Source organism: Brumimicrobium glaciale, assembly GCF_004152935.1.
In the GTDB taxonomy this organism is placed as follows: domain Bacteria; phylum Bacteroidota; class Bacteroidia; order Flavobacteriales_D; family Crocinitomicaceae; genus Brumimicrobium; species Brumimicrobium glaciale.
The window spans coordinates 570,918-593,104 of sequence record NZ_SETE01000002.1 but is presented as its reverse complement, the minus strand read 5'-3'; the positions used below and the strand labels follow the sequence as shown (position 1 = coordinate 593,104).

Below are 22,187 nucleotides of genomic sequence, written 5' to 3'. Positions count from 1 at the left end.
ATGATAGAGGAAGGAAAGTATTAACTCTCCTTCCTATAAGTAAAGTTATTTTCCTGTTACGATAGTTTCGTAAGTAACGAGAATATTCAAGATACTAGTGTGCTTGATATCAACTGTAGAAATTTGTGTAATTCCACCATTTTTAGCAGCAGTACTAATGCTAGCATCTGCATCAAAAAATAAAATACCCAAGAAACCAGTTGCTTTTGCAGTACCCACTTTGTCTCCAATTGGATTACTTGTAGCGTTAACAGGAAGGGTCAAAGAACAGCTTGACACCATAGCGACGATAGCTAATAAAGCTACAATTGATTTGATTTTTTTGATCATAATAAGTAATGTTTTAAGTTTTCCTACTCTTATGGCTTTTCAGATTCGCCCCGTTTTTTAAAATGGTTTCTAGACTCCATTGTAAAGTTTATAATATTAATATTTTTTTTAAAATAGATTTTATTGAAAGTGAAACTGTTCATTTTACATGCGATAAATAGTGTGCAAAATTTAAATTTATTATACTTTCTAAGCTACTTTATTTGATTCCATTGCCAAACTTAATAATTATTTTTTCTGAATGAAATAAATATTAACGTAATTATCAAAGATTGGAAAGAAAGTTAAGATTTATTCAGTTTACAGGTAGTAATTAAGTTTCCATGGCGCATTAATTGAGTTTAAACCAACTTTTCACCAATTATTCCCACTAAAAAACCCAAAGTAGCTCCCAGAGAGGTTAAATAGTTTCTACTCAACTTACTTTCTGGAATAATATCTTGAATCAATAAATAGAGAATTCCACCACTTGCAAAGTTCATCAGATGAGCTGTCAGTCCTTGGTGATTACTCAAAAAGTAATGTCCGATTAAAGCTCCAACAATTCCGAAGAAACTTAAGAAAAAGAAGATGATTAATGTTTTTTTTGGAGTGAATCCGCTTTGGACTAAATCCCTAAATGAATTAAAAGCTTCTGGTAAATTTTGGAGTCCGATAAAAACGGCGAGTAACATTGCCATGTTTGGATCGATTACAAAAACAGCACCTAATGCAATGGCTTCAGGAATAAAATCCATCATCATAGCCAGTAGCGTAGCAGTTTGACCTCCTTTTTTCGCTAAGTATCGATCAATAAACATGAAAGATAAAGCACCTGATAAAAAGGATAAAACCATAGGGATTAACTCCAATTCTTCCAATGCTTTTGGAATCAGAACTAAAGCTAATGCCGATAAAATAATCCCTGCACCAAACGACATCATCGTATGTGTGATTTCATATTTAACTGGTGTATCTTTTACGTGGTGATTAAAATAATTCGCTAAAAGTCCACCAATAAAAACAGTAATTCCCGCTAATCCTGAGAAAATAATTAGTTCTTGCATCATTACAGTGAAGTTATTCTTTTTGGTGAGAAATAACAAAGGAAATTGAAGTGGAAGTTTAAAAATCGACTGTTAGAAGTTGGAAACGCTGAAAAAGGAAGCTTAAATAGAAAAATAAAATAAGTGGTAGAACATTAATTCTACTGTATAAGTATTAGAGTTTATAGAGATTCTCTATTTTGAGCGTACCATAATATTCAATGCATCAGACAATCTCAAGCTTATTGCAAAATCATTTAAACGAATAGCAATTGGATCGCCAAATGGTGAAATTGAACGGATCTCAAATGGAGTTCCTGGAGTTAATCCCATTTCTATTAAACGCTGAGAAACCTTACTGTGTCTGATTTCAGTAATTATTCCGCTAGCTCCTTTACGCAATGTTGTGATGCTTCTATCTTCCATGACACAAAAATAGAGTAGAAGATGGTTTTCTGCAATACCATTAACAGGGTATTTTGAATGAGTCTAAATAAGAGAGGTGAAAGGAACGCAGAGATTCGCAAAGGTGCAGAGATTCGCGGAGAAGAAAAAGAGGGGAAAGGTGACGCAGAGATTAGAGAAGCTTTCAGAGGAGAAAAACATGAGGATGGTTTTCGCGGAGGCTCACAGAGATGAAGAAGAGAGATTTTTTTATCTTTTATTTTTATTTCTATTTGTATCTGAGAACTCAAAACTTTCACTATCTTAATTTAGAGTTAACCACTAAATCAAAATATAATGAAAGAAAATGAAATTTCCTCAGTAATTATTGGTTGTGCGATAGAAGTGCATAATAAATTAGGTCCCGGACTATTAGAGTCGGCTTATCAAAAATGTTTAATTTATGAATTAGAGAAAATAGGATTCCTTGTTGAGCAAGAATTGAAAATGCCTATAGTTTATAAAGACTTAACTTTAAATCATGGTTACAGAATAGATTTATTAGTTGAAAAGAAGATTGTCATTGAACTAAAGTCTGTTGATGCTATAATTGATATTCATGAAGCTCAATTAATGACATATTTGAAGCTTGGAAATTATAAGTTGGGTTTAATTCTAAATTTCAAAACCAAACTATTGAAGCATGGGATTAGAAGAATGGTGAACGGACTTTAAAGAAAGGGAAGAATTACGCAGAGACACGCAGAGGAGCGGAGTTTCGCAATGATAAGAAGGGTGGCGCAAATTGGTTCCTCTTTATTCGCTTTATTTCTTTTTTTTCTCTGCGCATCTTTGCGCCTCAGCGTACCTCTGCGTCATTCTTTTTTATCCTCCTTTACTTCTTTTTTCTTCTCTGCGTATCTCTGCATCTCAGCGAAACTCCGCGTAATTCTTTTTTTTTCCTTATTCCCTCAAGTAAACCGACTTCCCTTCCTTCACAGTCTCCACAACCTGAATATCTTTAATACTCCCAGCTTCAACTTTCAAAGGATTCTTATCCAAAATCACAAAGTCAGCGAGTTTTCCTTTCGTCAATGTTCCTTTCAAATCTTCGTCGTATAATTCATATGCAGCATTGCTAGTTATTGCTTGAATCGCTTGGTAAGGCGTTACTCTTTCATTTTCTCCTATGATTTTACCTGAACGAGAAATACGATTTACTGCCGACCAAATAGTAAATATTGGATCAATAGGCGTAACCGTTGCATCAGAATGATTTGTTGGTTTTAAACCTAATTTAATCGAAGTAGCCATTGGACTCAAGAAATCTGCTCTTTCTTTTCCTAAATTTTCTACGTGAACATCACCCCAGAAATAAGCGTGATTTGTAAAGAAGGAAGGTTGCATATTGTATTCTACAAACTTTTCTAGTTGATCTTGTCTAGAGAATTGAGCGTGAATAATAATAGTTCTGCGGTCTTTATCTAACGGGTGATTTAATTCCTCACATGCGTTTTCGTGCGCTTTCATAATCATGTCAACCGTTGCATCACCATTGCAATGAATAAATAATTGATTGTTGTTATCATAAGCGGTCAAGAATAATTTATCGAGTGCTTCTTGTGTTAAACTCGGTAATCCTCTACATTGATGCGCACAACCAGGGACTTCTGTTAAGAAAGGCTTCGTGAAAAAAGCTGTTTTCCCTTGTGGCGAACCATCTGCAACAATTTTAGTTCCTTGCGTTTTAAATCCGTTTTTGTATTCCTTAAAAACCAATGTAGAATCATTGATGTTGTCTTCTAGTTCAGAATAGCCAGCTAAAACAACCAAGTCAATTTTCATTTTTCCAGCATCTGCTTGATCTTGGTAAAATTGTATCGTGCTGCGACCTGTCATTCCATCATGAGCAGTTGTAATTCCGTTTGCTGCATAATAATCTTGTGTTGTCCCAAAATGTTCGGCTTGTGCTGCTGCCATCACTCCCATCATTTTCTCTACAAATGGATACATCGCAGTTTCTTGAACTAATCCTGTTGGTTCTGTTGAATTTGGGAAATGTTCTATATTTCCTCCATCTGGATTTTTTGATTCCGCTGTAACATCAAATTTCGCAAGTGCAGCAGAATTCGCAACGCCCATATGTCCACTCGTATGCTGCAAGTAAACTGGATTGTTCGGCAAAACAGCATCAAGCTCTCTTTTATTTGGGTGACGTTTTTCTTCTAATTGTCCATCGTCATATCCCCAACCATAAATCCATTCACCATCTGGAATGTTATTGTCCGCTTTATATTGCTTCATTTTCTCCATAATGGCTGGAATGTTATTCACATCTCCAACGGGCGCCGGATTCAAATCTACTTGTCCCATAGTATTCGAAACCATTCCAAAATGAGAATGTGGATCGATAAATCCAGGAAGCATTGTCTTTCCTTTTAAATCGATTTTCTTTGCATTTCCATACTTTTCTTCAGCGTCTTTTTGACTCCCTACGAAAACGATTTTTCCTTCTTGTTCAACAACTGCTTCAACATAAACGACTTCATCTGTTTCCATTGTGAGAATTTCACCATTGAAATACATTTGAGTTGGCGTCTCATCTTTTTGAGCTGTTTCTTGTGTTTCATTCTGGCCACAGCTGGAAAATAAAGCAAGAAAGAACAGTGAATAAATAATTTTCTTCATGATTTTTAAATATTGTGATTGCTTATTTTTGAATGTTTTTCAACGTTAAATAATTAATGACTGCAGAAACAATTCCCGTGATTACTCCTATAATTACTAATCCCCAAATCAATGAAACTTCTACTGTTCCCATATACTTTTGCCATAAAACTGCTACAGATGTAATTACCCCAAAAGTAAAAAATCCATGTTTGATGGTTAACCAAAAGGCAGTTGGAAAGAATTTTACTTTTTCTCCTTTCAAGGTAAAATAGCCAATTAATGTAAGAATTATTGATAATGTAATTGCTAAAGAGACCGCTGTTCCTAAAACAGTGACTTCCGTATTTGTAATCGCATCAACAGAAATTGGAATGACTTCTTTGTCATTCAATAGGAAATATTGGATTCCACCGTTGATAATGGCATTGATGACGCCTGTGGTTATCGCTCCTTTTAGTATTGCTGATTTATCCGTCTTTTCCATATTTTGAAAAAAGGTTTGACAATGAAAATAATAATTATTCGTGAGAATCAAATATGAAAATTCACTTTTTGATTTTATTTGAGTCTTAACTATTGTTTAAATGATATTTAGAATCATTGCTTTCCGATTAAAAATTCTAATTCATTCCAGATTCGATAGTTTTTCTAGTTTGTAGCTCTTCTTAAAAACTATAGGCTTGAATTTTCATAAATGCTAAAATCGAAGCGCTTGGGATTCCTCAGCGAAAGTGAGTTTTCATGCAGAATTACATTTCTTGCAAAGAAATATAGCATTCAGCATAAGAAAATCTCATGGTGTCATATGAATGCCTTGGTCCCGATGTATAATCGGGATGATTTTTTTGTTTCGTTTTTTTATCAAGAACCGACGTGAAGCTAGCTCATGAAAATAATTTAAAAGCAATTTAGGAATTGAATAAAAAAATGAAAAAAGAATTTTGTTAATCGGAAATTTCATTCAGTGATGGAAGAGTTATGTTAATCGGACAATAGTGATTTAGAATCTTATCGATAATCCTCCACCAACTCCAAATCGATTATCATAACTTGCCATTAATGAAAAATGCTTAGTCATCAGAAATTCAATTCCAGCATTCCAAACCACTTCTTCTCTGTAATTAATTCCTGGTTTAAATTCATCAACCCAGCCAAAATCTGCTTGGTATTCAACTTCTCCAAAAAGCACTGTTCTTGGGAAAATCATAATCTCCTTTTCCAAACTAATTTGTGGACGTAATTTATTATCTATTCTAACATCCAAATTAAATAGAAATGGTGTCAAATAACGAATACCTGCAACAGCAGTTGTAGAAAAATCATCTAAGTTTTCACTTTTTTCGTTTTCTACATTCACTCCACCAAAAACGCGAAAGTAATCTTGTAAATATCTTTCATAGGTAAATTCTCCTTCAAAATTTTGATTCCATCCATATTCTGCTGATAAATTGAATTGATTTCGCATGTTGGAAGCTACAAAGTCATAATCCACATCATTTGAAGCGAGATCTAGTGTATGCCAAGCAAAGAATTTATTCCCTTCTTTAGTTATATTTTTCATTGGATAATCCTCCATTCTAGGATCACGAGGTGTATCGTAACTAATTACACGCGCCATTCCACTCATCATGTGGTAAAGTACGTGACAATGGAAAAACCAATCTCCATTTTCATCGCCTCCATTTTTATAAAACTCAATGGTAACTTTCTCCATTGGAGCAACGTTTACGGTGTGTTTTAAAGGTGAATATTCTCCGTTTTTATTAATAACTCTAAAAAAGTGACCGTGTAAATGCATTGGATGGTGCATCATTGTAAGATTGTTGAAAGTCATTCGTGTAACTTCATCGCTATTGATTTTAATGTTGTCTGTTTCACCTAATGGAACACCATTTATACTCCATATATAACGGTTCATGTTTCCAGTCAGATTCATAAGAATATTGTTCACGTGAACTGAATCAGGATAAATCGTTTTTTCTTTTGCTTTTAAATAATCGTAGTTGTATTCTGAGTTCATATCCATCCCTTCCATATCCATATCCATATCCATATCCATATTTTTCATCTTAGAATGATCCATTTTGGAATGATCCATGTCTTTCATCTCAGAAGAATCTTTACTCATTTCTTGATGTTCTTTCTTTGACATCTCATGATTCATTTCATCTTCACCTTTGTCCATTCCCTCCATTTTCATTCCATACTTTTCCATCATGGCGTGACGTTCATCTTTCTTTGGACGAAATTTAATAGCTGGAGCACCCATTTTCATGTCCATTTTCGCCATTTTTTTCATCATTTCAATTTTATCTGGAACTGGAATGTCTTCTGCTGGAAGAATTTCACCTTTTCCTAAATAAGCATTTGATTTTCCTGAACCATCTTGTGCCATCGCTTGAAATTCTATTTGACCATTTTCTGGAATTGTCACGATGAAATCATAAGTCTCTGCAATGGCAATAAATGTTTTGTTTTTAGCTATTGGCTCAACGTTTAAACCATCAGCGGAAACTAAAATCGGCTTTTCTCCACCAAAAGTCATCCAAAAAGAGGAAGAAGCAGCACCATTTATTATACGTAAACGTACTTTTTCTCCCGGATTAAAATCGGGATAGGAAATAGAATCTTCTCCATTCACTAAAAATGCTGGGTAATAAATATCAGCGATATCAGCACCTTCCATGCGTTGTTTCCAAAAGTTAAGTTGTGCTCCTAAAGCTCCCCGACTAATCACTTGATTCAGTGGAGTAGAAGTTCCTTTTTTAATTCCGTACCATTCATTCCCACGTTTTAAATTTCGCAATACATTCTTAGGTTTTTCATTTGTCCAGTCTGATAAAATCAATACTAAGTCCTTATCATAAGCTAACTCTTTTTCTTTTGGGTGAATTACAATTGAACCAAATACACCGCTTTGTTCCTGTAACATGGTGTGCGAATGATACCAATATGTACCCGATTGTCGAATTGGAAATTCATATTTAAGCGTCGTTCCTGGTTTAATTGGTGGAGTTGTAAGGTAAGGTACGCCGTCATAAAAGTTAGGAAGTAAAAATCCATGCCAATGCACTGACGTTTCTACATCCATTTCATTTTTCACGTAAATAACGGCGTATTCTCCTTCTTCGAATTCTAAAGTCGGTCCAGGAATTGTTCCATTGACTGTCATTCCCATAACTTCTTTTCCTGCTTTATTAACCATTTCTTTTCGAATAGTCAATGTATGTTCTCTAACTGGTAAGTTCTCAGTGTTTTCTTCGTTTTTTTGACTGAAAATCAAAGGGGTGCAAATGAAAAATGAGATGCAGAAAAGTAAATATTTTATCATAATTAAAATTTTAGTTTTGCAATGCGTCAAAATATACAATCTCATCTATTTCTCTAGGTTCAAGAGTACTAAAGTATGTTAATTGATCTACTTTTGTCTTGGAAACCTCTAATCTCTGAATTATTGAATCTTTCAATCCTTGAATGCTTGAATTGATTTATTCCACTTATAAAATATCATAAAATCAATTTTCTAATTATAATTTAATTTACATTTGTCCTGTGAAAACGATATTTAAAAATATTTTTCTGACACTCTGTTTTACTGTTTACTGTCTATCGGTATTCAGCACAGTTGCATTACCATCGTTTGACACAAATTTCTCTGACCAACAACAAACAGAAGGAGTTCATTTAACAGAATTATCCAAAATACTCTTCCCACAAGCAATTAGTGCGGAAGGATACGGTGTTTCTATCGCTCCAATTACCCCTGCTTTTGATGGTGGAACTGACAAGGCATTTATTGCGACTCAGTATTTGAGTAAACTGATTGTTCAAAATAACATCAGTTCTATCAAGGAATCTAAAACCTTGGAGTTACAATTCCGAACAGAGGATATCATTTTCCCTTTCCATAATTTCTGGTAAAATTCTTTTGCTTTATTGAAATGACCAATGCGCTTGGTCATAATTCTTGTGCTTTAATAAATAGCACATCTTTAAATTGTTAAAAAGAAATTCACCCCGTGAAACATCGGATTTAAAACATAAAAAATGGAAACTGGAAATATTTTAATTGGAGTAATCTCCATCATCGCAATCGTTTTACCTTTTATTATCATGTACCGCAAAAGCAAAAGTACAGAGAGAGGTTTAATCAAAAATTTAAAAGAGTACGCTAATAAAAATGGCTTTCAACTTGATAAATGGGAGTCTGTAGGGAATTTAGCATTAGGAATTGATAATGTAAATCAGTTAGCTTATTTTGTTGAAGTGGATGGAGTGAGTTACGAAACACGTCACATTGCTTTATCTGAAATATCAATTTGTAAAGTGGATCGTGAAGTGCGCGATGTTGATTACCATGGAGAAAGAGATAAAGTTACACACAGTTTAAATATTTGTTTTTATCCTAAAAATAAAAGGGATGAAATCATTTGTTTTAGACTCTTTGATGAAGATAATAACAGAATGTTAAGTGGCGAAATACAATTGGCCAACGATTGGGTTTCGAATTATAATGAAGTAATTAATTCAACGAATGCATCTTCAACGGTCGTATTTGAACATAAAATTGCAGTAGGTTAATTAAGCGTTTTTCATAATTTAATAGTAAAAAATCCCTTTGAGCAATCTGAGGGATTTTTTATTTTAACAATTAAGCTTTATTGGTCTCAGAAATAGTTAAAAATATGCACTTTAGTAAATCTAGTTTTAGCTTCTAAAAAGCTTTGTATCAGGCAATAGGTTTTAGACAAAAGACGATAAGTCTAAGACCTAATATCTAACATCTTGATTTTAGATGGTTATAGAATTTTATTCTCATTTGAACCTATGCTACTTTCACTCCATAGTGGGTTCAGTCCATACATGATTACAGAAGCGCTCTATTTATGTTTAATTATTTGACACCTAAAACTTTAAAATGAGATTTATCTATTTTTTTTAAAACCCCACAACAAACCATCCTCACTTTCCGACAGAACACAGCGAGAAGGAATCCCTTTTTTTCTTTCAAATATTTAATTTTCTAGTTGATCAAGCATTCATATAAAATTTCAAAATAAAATTTAATTCTATACTATTGTAATGAGCTCTTATTCTACAATTTGATTAAGTTTTTGACGAGTATTTTTCTATGCATTCATAACTTTTTTCACACCACAAACCAACCTATCCCTTCATTCATGCGTCTAGTAAGAAACCAAACACCATGGAAGCAAAAAACATCAAGTCGTTAAATTCAGCTGTATATGTAATGCGCCATTTTGTAGAATTGAGTGCTACATTACTTCCTATTTACGAGAAAATAACTAGAAATGAACCACATAGTGTTCATTCGGAAGACGATAAAAAACGAATTGACATCGTTTATGAGACCTATAATGTGAACCCTAGAACAAGTGAATTCTTGTTAGGATCTAATATTGTAGCCTTGATAAAAGATACTTACTATGAGTTAAAGAATCGCTCAAAAAGCAATGAAAAAATCGCTCAGGAACAATTAGAAGCTTTTCAAGATGAATATGCCAAATTGAAACAAGATTGGTATATTACTTTGATGAACTAAAATCAATTACGAATTGGATAATTACGAATTACGAATTTTAAAATTCATGATTCAATTATTAGTTCTCTATCCTATCCTATTTTAATTTTATAGTTAATCCAATTTTGTTTGGAGTTATTGAGATAATACTATCTAAGTATTGGAGATGCAAAAGTAAAAGCGAAATCATCAATTACGGAATTGTACAGAATTCGTAATTCCTAATTGATAATTCTTAATTGAGTTTAAAAGGTTTTCACTACTTTTGAAGTAATGGAAAATAGTATTGAATCAAAACGCACATCTTGGCCTGTAATGGAGTCATTTTACACTATTCAGGGAGAAGGACATTATTCAGGGAGAGCTGCTTACTTTATTCGCACAGGTGGCTGTGATGTGGGTTGTGTTTGGTGTGATGTAAAAGAAAGTTGGGAGGCTAAAGATCATCCTGATACTTCTTTGGAAACTTTATTGGATGGGGTGAATTCAACACCTACAGACTTTGTTGTAATTACGGGTGGTGAACCGGCAATGTATCCTATTGAAACACTCGTTTCGGCATTACAAGATAATTATAAAGAAGTCGCAATTGAAACTTCTGGTTGTTATCCTTTGGATGCGAAAGTGGATTGGTATTGCTTTTCACCTAAGAAATTTAAAAAACCTGTTGACGAAGCCTATATCAAAGCAAACGAACTCAAAATTGTAATTTTCAATAAAAATGATTTCTCTTGGGCAGAAGAACATGCTGCAAAAGTGAATGACGATTGTTTACTGTATCTTCAACCTGAATGGTCAAAAGAGGCACAAATGTTGCCATTGATTATCGATTATGTAAAAGATAATCCAAGATGGAGAATTTCATTACAGACGCATAAATACATGAATATACCTTAGGATATGACAAAATATATCAGTTTACTTTTCACACTTTCTCTTTTGCTTTTTTCAAGTTGCGCAACTGCCCAAATGGGATATGGAACAAAAAGTAAAAAGGCAATTAAGCTTTTTGAAGAAGCAAGAAACGCTCCTCAAGAAAATTTCGATATGGAAAGAGGTCGACCAAATTATCAATCTGGAATTGACCTACTGAAAAAAGCTTTAGAAAAAGACAATAACTTTTTGGAAGCACACCAATTGATTGGTGAATATTACAGAATAACGAATCAACCCAAAGAGTCCGTTTTTCATTTTAAAAAATCTTTGGAAATTCAACCTTCTGCTAATTTGAATGGACAATTGTACATCGATATTAGTGATCAACAACTCCGAAATCATGAATTTGAAGATGCTATTTTCTTTGCAGATATGGTTTTGCAATCCAATAGTAGGTCAACACCAGAACACTTAATTATGATTGCACATAAATTGAAAGCCAATGCTGAGTTTTCAATTTTCGCAATGAAAAATCCATCGAAGATAAGCCCTGTAAATATTGGGACATCTATTAATACAGAACATCCTGAGTATTTTCCAACGATAACTGTTGACGGTAAAACTTTACTTTTCACTAGAGAAATTCCGAATAATGATGGTATGCCAAGAGGCCAAGAAGATTTCTTTATTTCCACATTAACAGAAAATAATACTTGGTCAACCGCTGTTCCAATGCCACCCAATATTAACACAGAGCAAAATGAGGGCGCGCCAACAATATCAGCTGATGGAAGAACGCTTATCTTTGTAGGTTGTACAGATATCACAGGAACATATTACGGTAGAAATCGTGAAGGAAAAGGAAGTTGTGATTTATTCATTACTGAAAAAATAGGTGGAGAATGGACAAATCCTGAGAATCTTCCTGGTGAGGTGAATAGTTACAATTGGGAGACACAACCTTCACTTTCAGCAGACGGAAAGACACTTTATTTTATCAGAAGAGTAGGTAAAAATAATCGCCACAGAAGTGATATTTTCATGAGTAAAAAATTGTCAGACGGTTCTTGGGGAAGGGCAGTTCAATTGCCAAATAATATCAATACCGAAATGTCTGAATCTTCAGTGATGATTCATCCTGATGGACAAACTTTATATTTTGCGTCTAATGGACACGTAGGAATGGGTGGAACGGATATTTATATGTCAAGAAAAGATCCTTTAGGAAATTGGGGTAATCCTGTCAATTTAGGATATCCAATTAATACCGAAAGCAATGAAAATTCATTATTGGTTGGGCCAGATGGAGAAATCGCATTTTTTGCTTCAGATAGAGATGGAGGAGAAGGGAAATTAGATATTTATTACTTTGAATTACCAGAAGAATATCGTCCAATCAAAACAACTTATTTTGAAGGTTTAGTTTTTGACGCAACAACTAGAAAACCTTTAAAAGGAGAGTTTGAGTTAATCGATTTGGCAACAGGAGAACAGGTTATTGCTTCTGAAGCAGATCCTATTACTGGAGAATTCTTGGTTGCTTTGCCAACAAAAAAAGAATATGCACTGAATGTTTCTTTCCCAGGTTATAGTTTCTTTTCTAAGAATTTTGACATGATAGCAGGAAGCGATAAACCTATTTTTATGGAGATTCCTTTAGTTCCTTTAAGTGACGAACAGCCTGTTTTATTGGCCAATGTATTCTTTGATTTAGGAAAATCAACTTTACGAAAAGCATCTTATGTTGAGTTAAATAAACTCTCGGCTTTAATGACTCAAAACAGCAAAATAAAGATTGAAATTGGCGGTCATACGGATACGAGAGGTGATAACGATGACAATCAAAAATTATCTCAAGACAGAGCAAAAGCAGTTTATGATTTCTTAATAACAAAAGGAATTGATGCGAATCGTTTGTCTTATAAAGGCTATGGAGAGGCAAAACCAATTAATTCTGATGAGCAAATTGGAAAAATAGCTACAGAAGCTGGCAAGGAAAAAGCACACCAAGAAAATAGAAGAACAGAATATAGAATTGTAAAATGATTCATTTTTTAAGATTAATTCGTCCAATCAATTTATTGATCATCGCTGTAACAATGTACAGTGTTGGTGGATATTTAGACCTCGTTTATTCGAGTTTCAATGATGGAATAATGCTAGTTCAATCATTCAACTTTTTCTTGTTGGTAATTTCAACTGTTATGATTGCAGCTGCAGGAAATATCATCAACGATTATTTTGATGTAAGAGCAGATCGAATCAACAGACCAGAAAGAACCATCATAATGAAGCACATCAAAAGAAGATGGGCAATTGTCTTTCATTGGGTGCTCAACTTTGTGGCCTTCGGAATTGCTATTCATTTAGGACTTGTATTAGATACTTTTTGGTATGTATTTATTCATCTATTGTCTATCAATTTATTGTGGTTCTATTCTATGCATTTGAAAAGAACTTTAGTCATTGGAAATGTCGTTATCGCGATGTTGACAGCCTTAGTGCCTGTATTGGTTGGGATTTATTATCAAGATTATTTCAAAACAGTAGTTCTTGAAGAAGCACATCCGTTTCATTTGAATAATTACAGATTCTTTCCGCTTTACATAGGACTTGGACTAGGATTATTTGCTTTTGTTCTCAATTGGACACGAGAAATAATCAAAGACATGGAAGATGTAAAAGGTGATTTGGTTTTAAAAGCACGAACGATTCCAATTGTTTATGGACTTCAAAAATCGCGTACAATAGCAATCATTTTTGTGCTCATTACAATGACTTTAACCATTCCAATTATTTGGTTTTGGAGAACAGGTTATATCGATGGAATAGCATTAGTTCCTTTGCTTTTGAGTGCAATTTCTTCTGTTATTACATTAATGATTTTATTTAGACCAATAAATCAAAAAAATCTTAAACAAGCTAATCTAGGAATTAAGTTCACAATGATATTTGGAATGATTTTACCATTGTTTTGGGTTATCCAATTGCTGAATTAAAACATAAATTATGTTCTCGAAAAAGATAATATTAGGTTCCGCTTCTCCACGCAGAAAACAATTGGTTGAACAACTTGGAATAAGCTGTGAAATTCGCAAAAAGGAAGTTGAAGAGGTTTTTCCTAAAGAACTTTCGCATTATGATGTTCCTGAATATTTATCAAAATTAAAAGCAGAACCGCTCAAAGCTTCTATTCTTGAAGATGAGGTTTTACTGACTTCCGATACGGTAGTAATTCATAACAATCAGATTTTAGAAAAACCGAAAGATTATGCAGATGCTGTTCAAATGTTAGAACAATTATCTGACAGCATCAATGAAGTGGTAACTGGAGTTTATCTGTTTAATCCAAACCACGAAAAATCATTTTCTGTTCGCACAAAAGTATTCTTTAAGAAATTAACAACCGAAGAAATTGATTATTACGTTACCAAATACCAACCTTACGACAAAGCCGGAGCTTACGGAATTCAAGAATGGATTGGTATGATTGGCGTTGAAAAAATTGAAGGATGTTTTTACAATGTGATGGGGTTGCCAGTCAATGAATTGTGGAAGGTTTTAAATGATGAGTTTGCGCTCATCACAACTGTCCGCATCAACCAAAAATAAATCGTTTATCCAATTCAACATCAAAAAATCAACCCATCATTCCTAAAGTGATCAACTGTGCCCATCTGTCATTTGAAAAAAGAAGAACCACCAAGAATACAGGCATAACTTTGACGCTTACATGGTAAAGAACGCTAAAGTAAATTGTTTTATTCTTAATAAAGAAGGTTAGTAAAGGAATTAGTAATACTATAGGAATTAATGGAAAAGTGAACGATTGACTGTAGATTGGTGTATAATAAAACCACCTATCGTGTTCATAAAACTTCACATATTTAATGTCTTTAAATAAAGGCGTCCTTTCCAGATAGATAAAATTATTGTTAGTCAATGAGAGGAAATCTCGCGCAATCCAAGCTTTTTGACCGTTATCAAAAACCACTTGCAATGAATTCATGTTTGGACTCCTTCCGTAAGCTGGTTGAGAATCTTTGCTCTCAACTGATGACGGAATTGTTTGTGTTGAAAAAAAATGCGAATCTAATATGATGAGAAGACTAATAAATGAACAAGCAATCATGATGATTTTGAATCTTTTCCAATTTCGTCCAGACGTTATGTCTCTATAATAACGCTCGTTTTCCAACGCTTCTTTGCGCTGCATTTTTTCGTAGCGCTGACGAGCTTTTTTCACTCTTTCTTCCCATTCTGTGTTGGTTTTACTTTGTTGGGGACTTTTACTTTGCTGTGTATTTGTATGCGTTCTTGATTGGTGAGGACGCCCTGTTGTATTCGTTTGTGTATACGTAGTATTTTGAGAAGTATATTTAGGTTTTTTCGCCTGTTCAAGAGCCAGAAGAATTTGATCATAAGCTTCTGTAACTTGAATAAATTTGTCTTTTGCTGCTTCAGAAGGATTTCTATCAGGGTGATATTTCATCGCTTTTTTGCGATAAGCTCTCTTAACGATTTCCTCATTCTTAATTGGTGGAATTCCTAGTATTTCAAAATAACGCTTCATACTCATAGAATTTCTGCGGTAGTTTTATTTCGGTCAATTTTCCCCGATGGTGTTTTGATTAACGAAGATATAAAAAAGTAAGCTTTTGGACGTTCATATTTTGTCAATTCATTGTCAATCTTCTCTTTTAAATCTTTTGTATCTAAGTAAGATTCACCAATAAAAACAACTTTACTTCCCAATTTCTGATCATCAATTTGACCAATAATAAAGTCCGTAGAATCAATGACGTTTGCAATTTTTCGTTCGACTTCTTCAGGGTGAATTTTAACTCCACCTGAATTAATTACGAAGTCAGCACGACCTAACCAATGAAAGCTTTTTTCATCAATTAATTGAATAATGTCGGTTGTTTTTAATCCTTTAATCTCTAATTCTTCACAATCAATTACCAAACAATCATCTTTAGTTGAGAATTTCGTATTTCCAATTGCTCGATACGGTTCGTTTTCATTTTTTAAATTTCGCAAAGCAATATGAGAAACCGTTTCCGTCATTCCAAAAGTAGAGTAGGCGTTACATTCAAAATTCTTAATCTTTTCAATCAATTCATCCGAAACTGGCGCACCTCCAATAATTAAATGCTTGATGTAATTCAATTTTTCTGGATTCTCTTGTAGCGTTTCTTCCACTTGTATGGGAACCATTGCCACGAAATCTATAGTGTGAGAAAGGTTTTTGAGTGGATTACGAGTGACATTTGTTACATACAATGTGAGGTCAAATAGGAGAGAACGCACCACCATCATTTTTCCTCCAATATAATCTATTGACATACATAGGAGCGCTGATTCACAATTGTCTAAGTCCAAGAATTTACCTGTCATTTTTGCCGAAGCTTCCATTTTTGACTTTAAAATTTCTATTGCTTTTGGAGGTCCAGTAGAGCCAGAACTCAGCTGAGTAATCGATTGGCTATCATTATTCCATATTGAAATGAAGGTCTCAATATCTGAAATACTGTCTTTTGAAATGTCTAGTTTTTGTAAGCGCATTCAATCTATTTAAAGGGCACGGAATTTGAATCACGTTGTTTTAATATTAATCCAAATATGCTGATTTTAAATCTAGTTTTGTAACTTTAGCATAATAAAAATATGAATATGAAATATCTAAGTGTTATTACGATTGTATTTGCATTAATTGCATCTTCTTTCGTTTGGGCGCCTGCTAATAATGATGAAGCAGGAATTAATTTTGAAACGCTTTCATTTGAGGAAGCAATTCAAAAAGCTAAAAAAGAAAAGAAATTAATTTTTCTAGATGCTTATGCAGTGTGGTGTGGACCATGTAAAATGATGGACAGAACGACATTCAAAAATGAAAAAGTTGGAGAAGTATTCAATAAAAATTTCATCAATATCAAAATAGATATGGAAAAAGGTGAAGGTCCAGCAATTGCTAAAAGATATCAAGTTCGTGCCTACCCAACAATGATGTTGATCAATGCAGAAGGTAAAGTTGAAAAAAGAATTCTAGGAGCAGTAAGAGATACGCAGCTTCTTTCAGAGGTAAATGATTTTGTGAAATAATATATTTTTTTCATTGACGATAAATTTAGGGGCGAATTAATTTTCGCCCTTTGTCATTTTTATGAAAATATTGGGTTACCAAAATAAGTCGTAATTATTTAAAAAGACTTCCCTATGTACTGTCATTCGGATAGTTGAGAATAGCTTAGGTTTTAACAACTGAGGAATCCCTTCTTCCTTTTTAATATAGTTTAACTTCTGAAAAAAATAATTGATGCGATTATCGGCTGTAATTATTGAAAAACACAACGTTAAAACTAGTGATTAACGACCTATCTTTGTAGCCCAATCAAAATATAATGTTTAATTGAATGCATAATTTTATTGGTCTCAAAAAGAGGTGGAATACTATGTTCCTGACAATCCATCGGGATTAATTCGTCTCGACTTAGCTTGTATGGGTCTCGATAATAAGTGCTTAGTTTTGTGAGAAAGACAAAAAAGAGGGTCTATTGTCTAACCTCTTTTGTCTATATCTTTTGATTTTCATAGAATATTATTCTCGTACGAATCAATGGTACTTTCAGTCAATTGTTGTTCAATCTATATCAATCTAGCCGCTTCATTATCTAGCACATACTCAACTTGTGGCATTGTTTGAAGAATAGAAGCAGGAACTTGGATAGATATTTCACCGTTTATGGCTTCATTAATGATCTCAGATTTTCTTTCTCCTAATGCGAGTAATAAGATTTTTTTTGCTTGTATTATGGTATGAATACCAATACTTATCGCTTGATGAGGAACTTTGTTGAGCGTCCCAAAATCTGTTATGGCATCTTCTCTTGTAATGGAGTCTAAATTTACCAAGCGTGTTGTAGAATCAAAGCTAGAACCAGGTTCATTAAAACCGATGTGACCATTGCGACCAATTCCTAATAATTGCAAATCTATACCACCAAAACCGGCTATTTTAGATTCATAATCTAGACAGTATTGTGTTATTTGATCTGGTGAAGAATCTGTATGTGGTACGTGAATATTTTTGGGTTGGATATCTATATAACTAAATAAATTCTGATTCATAAAGTAAGTATAGCTCTGATCGTTTTCTGAGCCAATTGGGTAATACTCATCAAGATTGAAGCTAACGACATTGTGAAAACTCAAGCCTTCATATTGATGCAAACGGATCAATTCTTTATAAACTTTTTTAGGTGTGTTTCCAGTCGCTAATCCCAAAACTGCTGGTAAACCCTGTTTTTGTTTTTCAAGAATAAGTTCAGCTATCTGTTTCGCTGTGTAAAGTGAGGCTTGCACAGCATTAGAAAATAATGTTGGGCTTTTAAGTAATGTATGTTTGCTATAATTGTTAGACATATTTGTAGACTGAATTCATTTTTAAAGCATTGATGCTTTTTTAACTATTTTAAAAATGGGATATATTTAAGTAGTTTTTTGTTTAGCTAATATTTTGTTTTTAACACGAAATAAAAAAATGTGTAACAAATATATTTAATTGGTTTTTTTGATTGATCAAATATACAATTATTTTTAAGTCATCAAAAGATTTTGAATGATTTACATGTTCTTCTTTCTTAAAAGTATGTATATCTCAAGTTGTAAATTGTATTAAAAAGTAGTCACTCGTTTTTAGAGACTAAAATTTTATATTATTATTTGAAGTTAGCATATTTTGAAGGTTTTAGAACGAAGAGTTATAGAGCTTGTCTAATTACGGAAGCCAGTTACTATTTGGAACGAAAAGCAATCCCTGTAACACGCTTAGTTTCCACTCCATCAATGACCTCGCTTCTCACTAAATCTTGAGCAAGATTAGTCTCAAAAACAGCTTTTAGATTCTTAATTTCTCCACAAGGAACAAAGTGTTCATTCATGTATTCCAAAGTTTCATCTGCTGAATGTTCAACCACTTTTACTTTCAATAACTCAAATAATTCAGTTCTGTTTTTTACTCTTTCCTGAACAGTAGAATAGCGGTTGTTCATTGCTAATGCTGATAAATTCAAATAGTCACACAGCTTACTGAAATGCGTATTACTTCCAATTGCAAAAGTTATTGTTCTGTCATCTGAAGTGTTGAAAAGCTCGCCATAAGGAGCGATATTAGGATGTAAAGAACCAATTCTTTGTGGAACAGCATTATTCATTAAATAATTCGAAGCTTGATTTGCCAAAGAACTTACAGCAGCTTCGTAAAGTGAAACCGTCACACTTTTTCCTTTGTAATTCTCATTGCTTTTTTTGGAAATTAACTCAATCAAAAGCCCTTCTTTTAAATGATGAGCTGCTAAAACATCTATAAAAGCAACAGGCATTTTTACAGGACCACTTTCTGGAGTTCCGTTCATAGACATAATTCCAGATTCTGCTTGTAAGATTAAATCATAAGCGACACGATCACTTTTATCACCATATCCATTGATTTTCCCGATGATTAATTGAGAATTGAATTCACGAAGAATTTCATCCGTAATCTTTAATTTCTCTTGATCTCCAAATTTGAAATTCATCAATAGAATATCAGCAGTCTTTACCAATTCATAAAGCTTTTCTCTGTCAGATTCTAATTTTAAATTCAGTTGCTGATAAGTTTTCTTGTAATTGATACTCGAAAAATAAGCGGAAACAGAACTTGATTGATTTTCCATTGGTAATTTCCAAGAACGGGTAATATCTGGATATACAGGATTTTCAACCTTAATGACATCAGCACCCAATTCAGCGAAAAATGAACCAACTGATGGACCTGCCAAAACTGTTGATAAATCAATTACTTTAAGGTTTTTGAAAATAGATTGTGTAGACATTGAAATTCGCTTTTCTTATTTGTAAAGATAGTTAATTATGGATTGTATTATAATGCACTATTTGTAAGATTTATTCTTTAAACGGCACGAAAGTGCATTATACTTCAATTTTCAATGCGTGATAATTCAGCTTAGGCGCAGGGTTCATTGGAACGCGGATGACGCGGATACTTCTAGAAGCAACGTGGATTTTCACGGATCTTAAGAATCAAGTAAAAAATCTGCGTTAAATCCGCGTTCGGAGATCCGCGTCATCCGTGTTCCATTAAAGCGCAAATTCCCTAAAACCCCAACTTCACACCTCCAAAGTAATTTCTACTCGCCGCTGGATTAAAATAGCGATTTCCAAAAGCATTGATATCATTTCCTAAACTGTATTTTTCGTTCATTAAATTATCTATTCCTGCGAAAAATTGGATTTCTAATTTTGAAGATATTTTCCAATTCCATGTTCCTTTTAACTGCACCAAATGAAATTCTTCTGAAAAGACAGTGTTTGCATCATTCAAAGGCATTGATGAAGTATAATTATGAGAAATATTTAATCCAAACCTTTTTGGGAAAGTGATGGTCAATGTGTTTGATAATACCCAATCAGGAACCGCAGTTACCTTGTTTTGAGAAAAGTCATTTTCTTTAACCTGATATTTTCCAAAACGATAATAATTAAATGTAGCAGCAGATTGTAAATTCAACTTTCGGATAAATCGACTAGAATTCGGCTTCAAAATAAACGCCCAAACCGAAGCTTCAATTCCTTGTTGATTGATTTCTCCTGCATTCACATAAAAGTCAGCTCCATCTTCGTTGATTTGCCTTACAATTCCATTGTTCATTTTGTAATTGTATAAACTCACATCCGCAATAAATCTTCTGTTGGAAGTTTCCCAGCGCATTCCAACTTCATAATTGATCCCTGTTTCAGGTTTTAATTCTGTGTTGATGGTATTATTGGAAGAACGAACTTCAGCAATTGTGGGTGGAGAATACCCTTTTGAGATGCTTCCTCGAACAGCCAACGTTTTTGTAATTAAATAAGAAGTCGCAACTCTAGGCATTAAAATATTCCCGAAATTGATTGCTCCACTTGAATTTTGGGCTATTGGAAAAAGCGTATTGTAATTGATTTTAGCTTGATTCAAGCCAACCGAAGCTTCAATTGTCCAACGTTTGTATAGGTTGGCCATTGCACGATAGAAGTAACTTCCTTGTGAATTGTCTAAATTGTCTTTTGCTTGTGGATTACCTTTTACTCCTTGATTGTTATCATAATTCTCAATTTCGTTCCATCCTTTTTGACCTTCAAAACCCAATTGCATTTGCCATTGAATATTTTCTTTGATTGTGTCTTTATAAGAAAGGTAGGTGCGTAATCCTAGATTTTTCTCTGTTCTAAATTCATAATTCGTAATGAAAGGATTTTCAAATTCAGTATGTGAACCAAAAATGCTAATTGTATGAGAGAGATTTTTGGTAATTTGGGCATCATGCGCAATTCCTCCGAAAAAAGTTTTGTTATAAATCCCCGCATTTTGTTCGCTTGCAGATGGATTTGGCCCACCAGCTGGACGGGCCATTGTTGGATTTTCTTTGAATTGAAACTCTGTTAATCCCCCTGGAGTTTCATAATGTAAATCAGAATACAAAGCCAAAATCCGCAATTCATTATGCTTTGAATATTGCAAATTATGAGCCGTTTGGAAAGTCTTTTTATCCAATGCTGAATTCTCACGATAACCATCTGAACGTGTAAAAGATTGATCAACTGAAAATGAATATTTATCATTTACTTTTCGCTGAATGGAAAGTTGCTCTTGAAATAATCCGAAAGAGCCTCCGCCTAATAACAATGAACCTTGGTTTTTATTGACATCAAATCCTTTGGGTTGAATTCGAATTACACCACCAGAATTAGCACCATAAAGTGAACCATCTGGACCTTTTAAAACATGAATCGAAGAAATTGAAGCAGGATCTAACAAATTCAAATATGTATTTCCGCCAGCATCAGTCAAAGGAAATTCATCCATATAAATCTTAGTATTTCGAATCCCAAAAGGAGAACGAATCAAACTTCCACGCATTGCCAATCGATAACTTCCCGGAGAACGTTCTTCCATTCGAATTCCGGGAACTGTATTCAATGCTGGTAAAAGAGTCGTGGTCTGTTGGATTTCAATTTGACGAGAAGAAATATTCTGAGCTGATGAGGTTAATCCCAACAAAGGTTGTTTGGAGAAATAAGCAATGATTTCCACTGCTTCGAATTCAATTTCTTGGGACTTAGAAACGCTGTCTGGTTTTTGTCCGAAAAGAAATGCAAATGAAAATATAGATAATGTGAGTGGAAGAAATTTGTGCATTTAAAGTGAGATTTTAAAAATTAACCGCGAAGCCGCAAAGGAATCGCAAAGGTCGCAGAGTTTTTTACCGTTGGTGAAGGGAGGAAAAGGAGAGCTAAACAACTTTGTTTTATCAATGGTT

21 protein-coding genes are annotated in these 22,187 nt (G+C 33.7%); 10 read left to right on the top strand and 11 right to left on the bottom strand.

Annotation, left to right across the window (positions count from 1 at the left end; all coding sequences use genetic code 11):
• Nucleotides 1–45: 45 nt before the first annotated feature.
• The 3 genes from ERX46_RS06155 to ERX46_RS06145 all read right to left on the bottom strand — a co-directional run bounded on the left by ERX46_RS06155 (nucleotide 46) and on the right by ERX46_RS06145 (nucleotide 1,781).
• Entirely contained in the window at nucleotides 46–330 is a 285-nt protein-coding gene (locus tag ERX46_RS06155) for a TRL-like family protein (protein ID WP_130092961.1), read from the bottom strand.
• Between the two features lie 341 nt (nucleotides 331–671).
• Nucleotides 672–1,379, bottom strand: a complete 708-nt coding sequence (locus ERX46_RS06150; RefSeq protein ID WP_130092960.1) for a ZIP family metal transporter — start codon at nucleotides 1,377–1,379, stop codon at nucleotides 672–674.
• Nucleotides 1,380–1,550: 171 nt separating this feature from the next.
• Entirely contained in the window at nucleotides 1,551–1,781 is a 231-nt protein-coding gene (locus tag ERX46_RS06145) for a FeoA family protein (protein WP_130092959.1), read from the bottom strand.
• A gap of 57 nt (nucleotides 1,782–1,838) precedes the next feature.
• On the opposite strand from ERX46_RS06145, the gene ERX46_RS17490 reads away from it, so the two are divergent.
• The gene (locus tag ERX46_RS17490) at nucleotides 1,839–1,994 is read left to right on the top strand and encodes a hypothetical protein (RefSeq protein WP_165366167.1); all 156 of its coding nucleotides are present in this window, start codon (nucleotides 1,839–1,841) and stop codon (nucleotides 1,992–1,994) included.
• Nucleotides 1,995–2,096: 102 nt separating this feature from the next.
• Entirely contained in the window at nucleotides 2,097–2,474 is a 378-nt protein-coding gene (locus tag ERX46_RS06140; protein ID WP_130092958.1) for a GxxExxY protein, read from the top strand.
• A gap of 228 nt (nucleotides 2,475–2,702) precedes the next feature.
• Here ERX46_RS06140 and ERX46_RS06135 read toward each other — a convergent pair whose 3' ends face one another.
• From ERX46_RS06135 to ERX46_RS06125, 3 genes are all read right to left on the bottom strand, one after another.
• Nucleotides 2,703–4,427, bottom strand: a complete 1,725-nt coding sequence (locus ERX46_RS06135; RefSeq protein ID WP_130092957.1) for an amidohydrolase — start codon at nucleotides 4,425–4,427, stop codon at nucleotides 2,703–2,705.
• Nucleotides 4,428–4,449: 22 nt separating this feature from the next.
• Complete coding sequence (locus tag ERX46_RS06130) at nucleotides 4,450–4,893, bottom strand: hypothetical protein (protein ID WP_130092956.1); 444 nt, start codon at nucleotides 4,891–4,893, stop codon at nucleotides 4,450–4,452.
• Nucleotides 4,894–5,409: 516 nt separating this feature from the next.
• On the bottom strand, nucleotides 5,410–7,740 hold the full coding sequence (locus ERX46_RS06125) for a multicopper oxidase domain-containing protein (RefSeq protein ID WP_130092955.1): 2,331 nt from the start codon (nucleotides 7,738–7,740) through the stop codon (nucleotides 5,410–5,412).
• A 221-nt stretch (nucleotides 7,741–7,961) separates the two neighbouring features.
• Between ERX46_RS06125 and ERX46_RS06120 the strand changes: the two genes are divergently transcribed.
• From ERX46_RS06120 to ERX46_RS06090, 7 genes are all read left to right on the top strand, one after another.
• Nucleotides 7,962–8,330: a hypothetical protein gene (locus ERX46_RS06120; protein ID WP_130092954.1), complete on the top strand. Its 369-nt coding sequence runs from the start codon at nucleotides 7,962–7,964 to the stop codon at nucleotides 8,328–8,330.
• A 126-nt stretch (nucleotides 8,331–8,456) separates the two neighbouring features.
• On the top strand, nucleotides 8,457–8,990 hold the full coding sequence (locus ERX46_RS06115; protein ID WP_130092953.1) for a hypothetical protein: 534 nt from the start codon (nucleotides 8,457–8,459) through the stop codon (nucleotides 8,988–8,990).
• A gap of 625 nt (nucleotides 8,991–9,615) precedes the next feature.
• On the top strand, nucleotides 9,616–9,972 hold the full coding sequence (locus tag ERX46_RS06110; protein ID WP_130092952.1) for a hypothetical protein: 357 nt from the start codon (nucleotides 9,616–9,618) through the stop codon (nucleotides 9,970–9,972).
• Nucleotides 9,973–10,224: 252 nt separating this feature from the next.
• Complete coding sequence (locus tag ERX46_RS06105) at nucleotides 10,225–10,848, top strand: 7-carboxy-7-deazaguanine synthase QueE (protein ID WP_165366166.1); 624 nt, start codon at nucleotides 10,225–10,227, stop codon at nucleotides 10,846–10,848.
• Nucleotides 10,849–10,851: 3 nt separating this feature from the next.
• Complete coding sequence (locus ERX46_RS06100) at nucleotides 10,852–12,873, top strand: OmpA family protein (RefSeq protein WP_130092951.1); 2,022 nt, start codon at nucleotides 10,852–10,854, stop codon at nucleotides 12,871–12,873.
• Nucleotides 12,870–13,826: a geranylgeranylglycerol-phosphate geranylgeranyltransferase gene (locus ERX46_RS06095; RefSeq protein ID WP_130092950.1), complete on the top strand. Its 957-nt coding sequence runs from the start codon at nucleotides 12,870–12,872 to the stop codon at nucleotides 13,824–13,826. The genes ERX46_RS06100 and ERX46_RS06095 overlap by 4 nt, the downstream gene beginning before the upstream one ends.
• 10 nt (nucleotides 13,827–13,836) lie before the next feature.
• On the top strand, nucleotides 13,837–14,439 hold the full coding sequence (locus tag ERX46_RS06090; RefSeq protein WP_130092949.1) for a Maf family nucleotide pyrophosphatase: 603 nt from the start codon (nucleotides 13,837–13,839) through the stop codon (nucleotides 14,437–14,439).
• 28 nt (nucleotides 14,440–14,467) lie between these two features.
• Here the strand turns inward: ERX46_RS06090 and ERX46_RS06085 are convergent, their stop codons facing one another.
• The gene (locus ERX46_RS06085; RefSeq protein ID WP_165366165.1) at nucleotides 14,468–15,400 is read right to left on the bottom strand and encodes a J domain-containing protein; all 933 of its coding nucleotides are present in this window, start codon (nucleotides 15,398–15,400) and stop codon (nucleotides 14,468–14,470) included.
• A gap of 2 nt (nucleotides 15,401–15,402) precedes the next feature.
• Nucleotides 15,403–16,395 (bottom strand): AMP-binding protein, encoded by a 993-nt coding sequence (locus tag ERX46_RS06080; RefSeq protein ID WP_130092947.1) that lies wholly within the window; start codon nucleotides 16,393–16,395, stop codon nucleotides 15,403–15,405.
• A gap of 108 nt (nucleotides 16,396–16,503) precedes the next feature.
• Between ERX46_RS06080 and ERX46_RS06075 the strand changes: the two genes are divergently transcribed.
• Nucleotides 16,504–16,932, top strand: coding sequence for a thioredoxin family protein (locus ERX46_RS06075; protein ID WP_130092946.1), 429 nt, complete (start codon nucleotides 16,504–16,506; stop codon nucleotides 16,930–16,932).
• Between the two features lie 543 nt (nucleotides 16,933–17,475).
• On the opposite strand, the gene nagB is transcribed toward ERX46_RS06075, so the two are convergent.
• From nagB to ERX46_RS06060, 3 genes are all read right to left on the bottom strand, one after another.
• A complete protein-coding gene (gene nagB / locus ERX46_RS06070) occupies nucleotides 17,476–18,252 on the bottom strand; it encodes a glucosamine-6-phosphate deaminase (RefSeq protein WP_130092945.1) in 777 nt (258 codons plus the stop codon).
• Between the two features lie 371 nt (nucleotides 18,253–18,623).
• Nucleotides 18,624–19,703, bottom strand: a complete 1,080-nt coding sequence (locus tag ERX46_RS06065; protein WP_242494539.1) for a CaiB/BaiF CoA transferase family protein — start codon at nucleotides 19,701–19,703, stop codon at nucleotides 18,624–18,626.
• A 281-nt stretch (nucleotides 19,704–19,984) separates the two neighbouring features.
• Entirely contained in the window at nucleotides 19,985–22,066 is a 2,082-nt protein-coding gene (locus tag ERX46_RS06060; protein WP_130092944.1) for a TonB-dependent receptor, read from the bottom strand.
• Nucleotides 22,067–22,187 lie beyond the last annotated feature (121 nt).

What these genes read in the sequence shown, in the direction of transcription:
- ERX46_RS06155 (WP_130092961.1), bottom strand. Translation starts at nt 330, where the DNA reads ATGATCAAAAAAATCAAATCAATTGTAGCTTTATTAGCTATCGTCGCT.
- ERX46_RS06150 (WP_130092960.1), bottom strand. Translation starts at nt 1,379, where the DNA reads ATGATGCAAGAACTAATTATTTTCTCAGGATTAGCGGGAATTACTGTT.
- ERX46_RS06145 (WP_130092959.1), bottom strand. Translation starts at nt 1,781, where the DNA reads ATGGAAGATAGAAGCATCACAACATTGCGTAAAGGAGCTAGCGGAATA.
- ERX46_RS17490 (WP_165366167.1), top strand. Translation starts at nt 1,839, where the DNA reads ATGAGTCTAAATAAGAGAGGTGAAAGGAACGCAGAGATTCGCAAAGGT.
- ERX46_RS06140 (WP_130092958.1), top strand. Translation starts at nt 2,097, where the DNA reads ATGAAAGAAAATGAAATTTCCTCAGTAATTATTGGTTGTGCGATAGAA.
- ERX46_RS06135 (WP_130092957.1), bottom strand. Translation starts at nt 4,427, where the DNA reads ATGAAGAAAATTATTTATTCACTGTTCTTTCTTGCTTTATTTTCCAGC.
- ERX46_RS06130 (WP_130092956.1), bottom strand. Translation starts at nt 4,893, where the DNA reads ATGGAAAAGACGGATAAATCAGCAATACTAAAAGGAGCGATAACCACA.
- ERX46_RS06125 (WP_130092955.1), bottom strand. Translation starts at nt 7,740, where the DNA reads ATGATAAAATATTTACTTTTCTGCATCTCATTTTTCATTTGCACCCCT.
- ERX46_RS06115 (WP_130092953.1), top strand. Translation starts at nt 8,457, where the DNA reads ATGGAAACTGGAAATATTTTAATTGGAGTAATCTCCATCATCGCAATC.
- ERX46_RS06110 (WP_130092952.1), top strand. Translation starts at nt 9,616, where the DNA reads ATGGAAGCAAAAAACATCAAGTCGTTAAATTCAGCTGTATATGTAATG.
- ERX46_RS06105 (WP_165366166.1), top strand. Translation starts at nt 10,225, where the DNA reads ATGGAAAATAGTATTGAATCAAAACGCACATCTTGGCCTGTAATGGAG.
- ERX46_RS06100 (WP_130092951.1), top strand. Translation starts at nt 10,852, where the DNA reads ATGACAAAATATATCAGTTTACTTTTCACACTTTCTCTTTTGCTTTTT.
- ERX46_RS06095 (WP_130092950.1), top strand. Translation starts at nt 12,870, where the DNA reads ATGATTCATTTTTTAAGATTAATTCGTCCAATCAATTTATTGATCATC.
- ERX46_RS06090 (WP_130092949.1), top strand. Translation starts at nt 13,837, where the DNA reads ATGTTCTCGAAAAAGATAATATTAGGTTCCGCTTCTCCACGCAGAAAA.
- ERX46_RS06085 (WP_165366165.1), bottom strand. Translation starts at nt 15,400, where the DNA reads ATGAAGCGTTATTTTGAAATACTAGGAATTCCACCAATTAAGAATGAG.
- ERX46_RS06080 (WP_130092947.1), bottom strand. Translation starts at nt 16,395, where the DNA reads ATGCGCTTACAAAAACTAGACATTTCAAAAGACAGTATTTCAGATATT.
- ERX46_RS06075 (WP_130092946.1), top strand. Translation starts at nt 16,504, where the DNA reads ATGAAATATCTAAGTGTTATTACGATTGTATTTGCATTAATTGCATCT.
- nagB (WP_130092945.1), bottom strand. Translation starts at nt 18,252, where the DNA reads ATGTCTAACAATTATAGCAAACATACATTACTTAAAAGCCCAACATTA.
- ERX46_RS06065 (WP_242494539.1), bottom strand. Translation starts at nt 19,703, where the DNA reads ATGTCTACACAATCTATTTTCAAAAACCTTAAAGTAATTGATTTATCA.
- ERX46_RS06060 (WP_130092944.1), bottom strand. Translation starts at nt 22,066, where the DNA reads ATGCACAAATTTCTTCCACTCACATTATCTATATTTTCATTTGCATTT.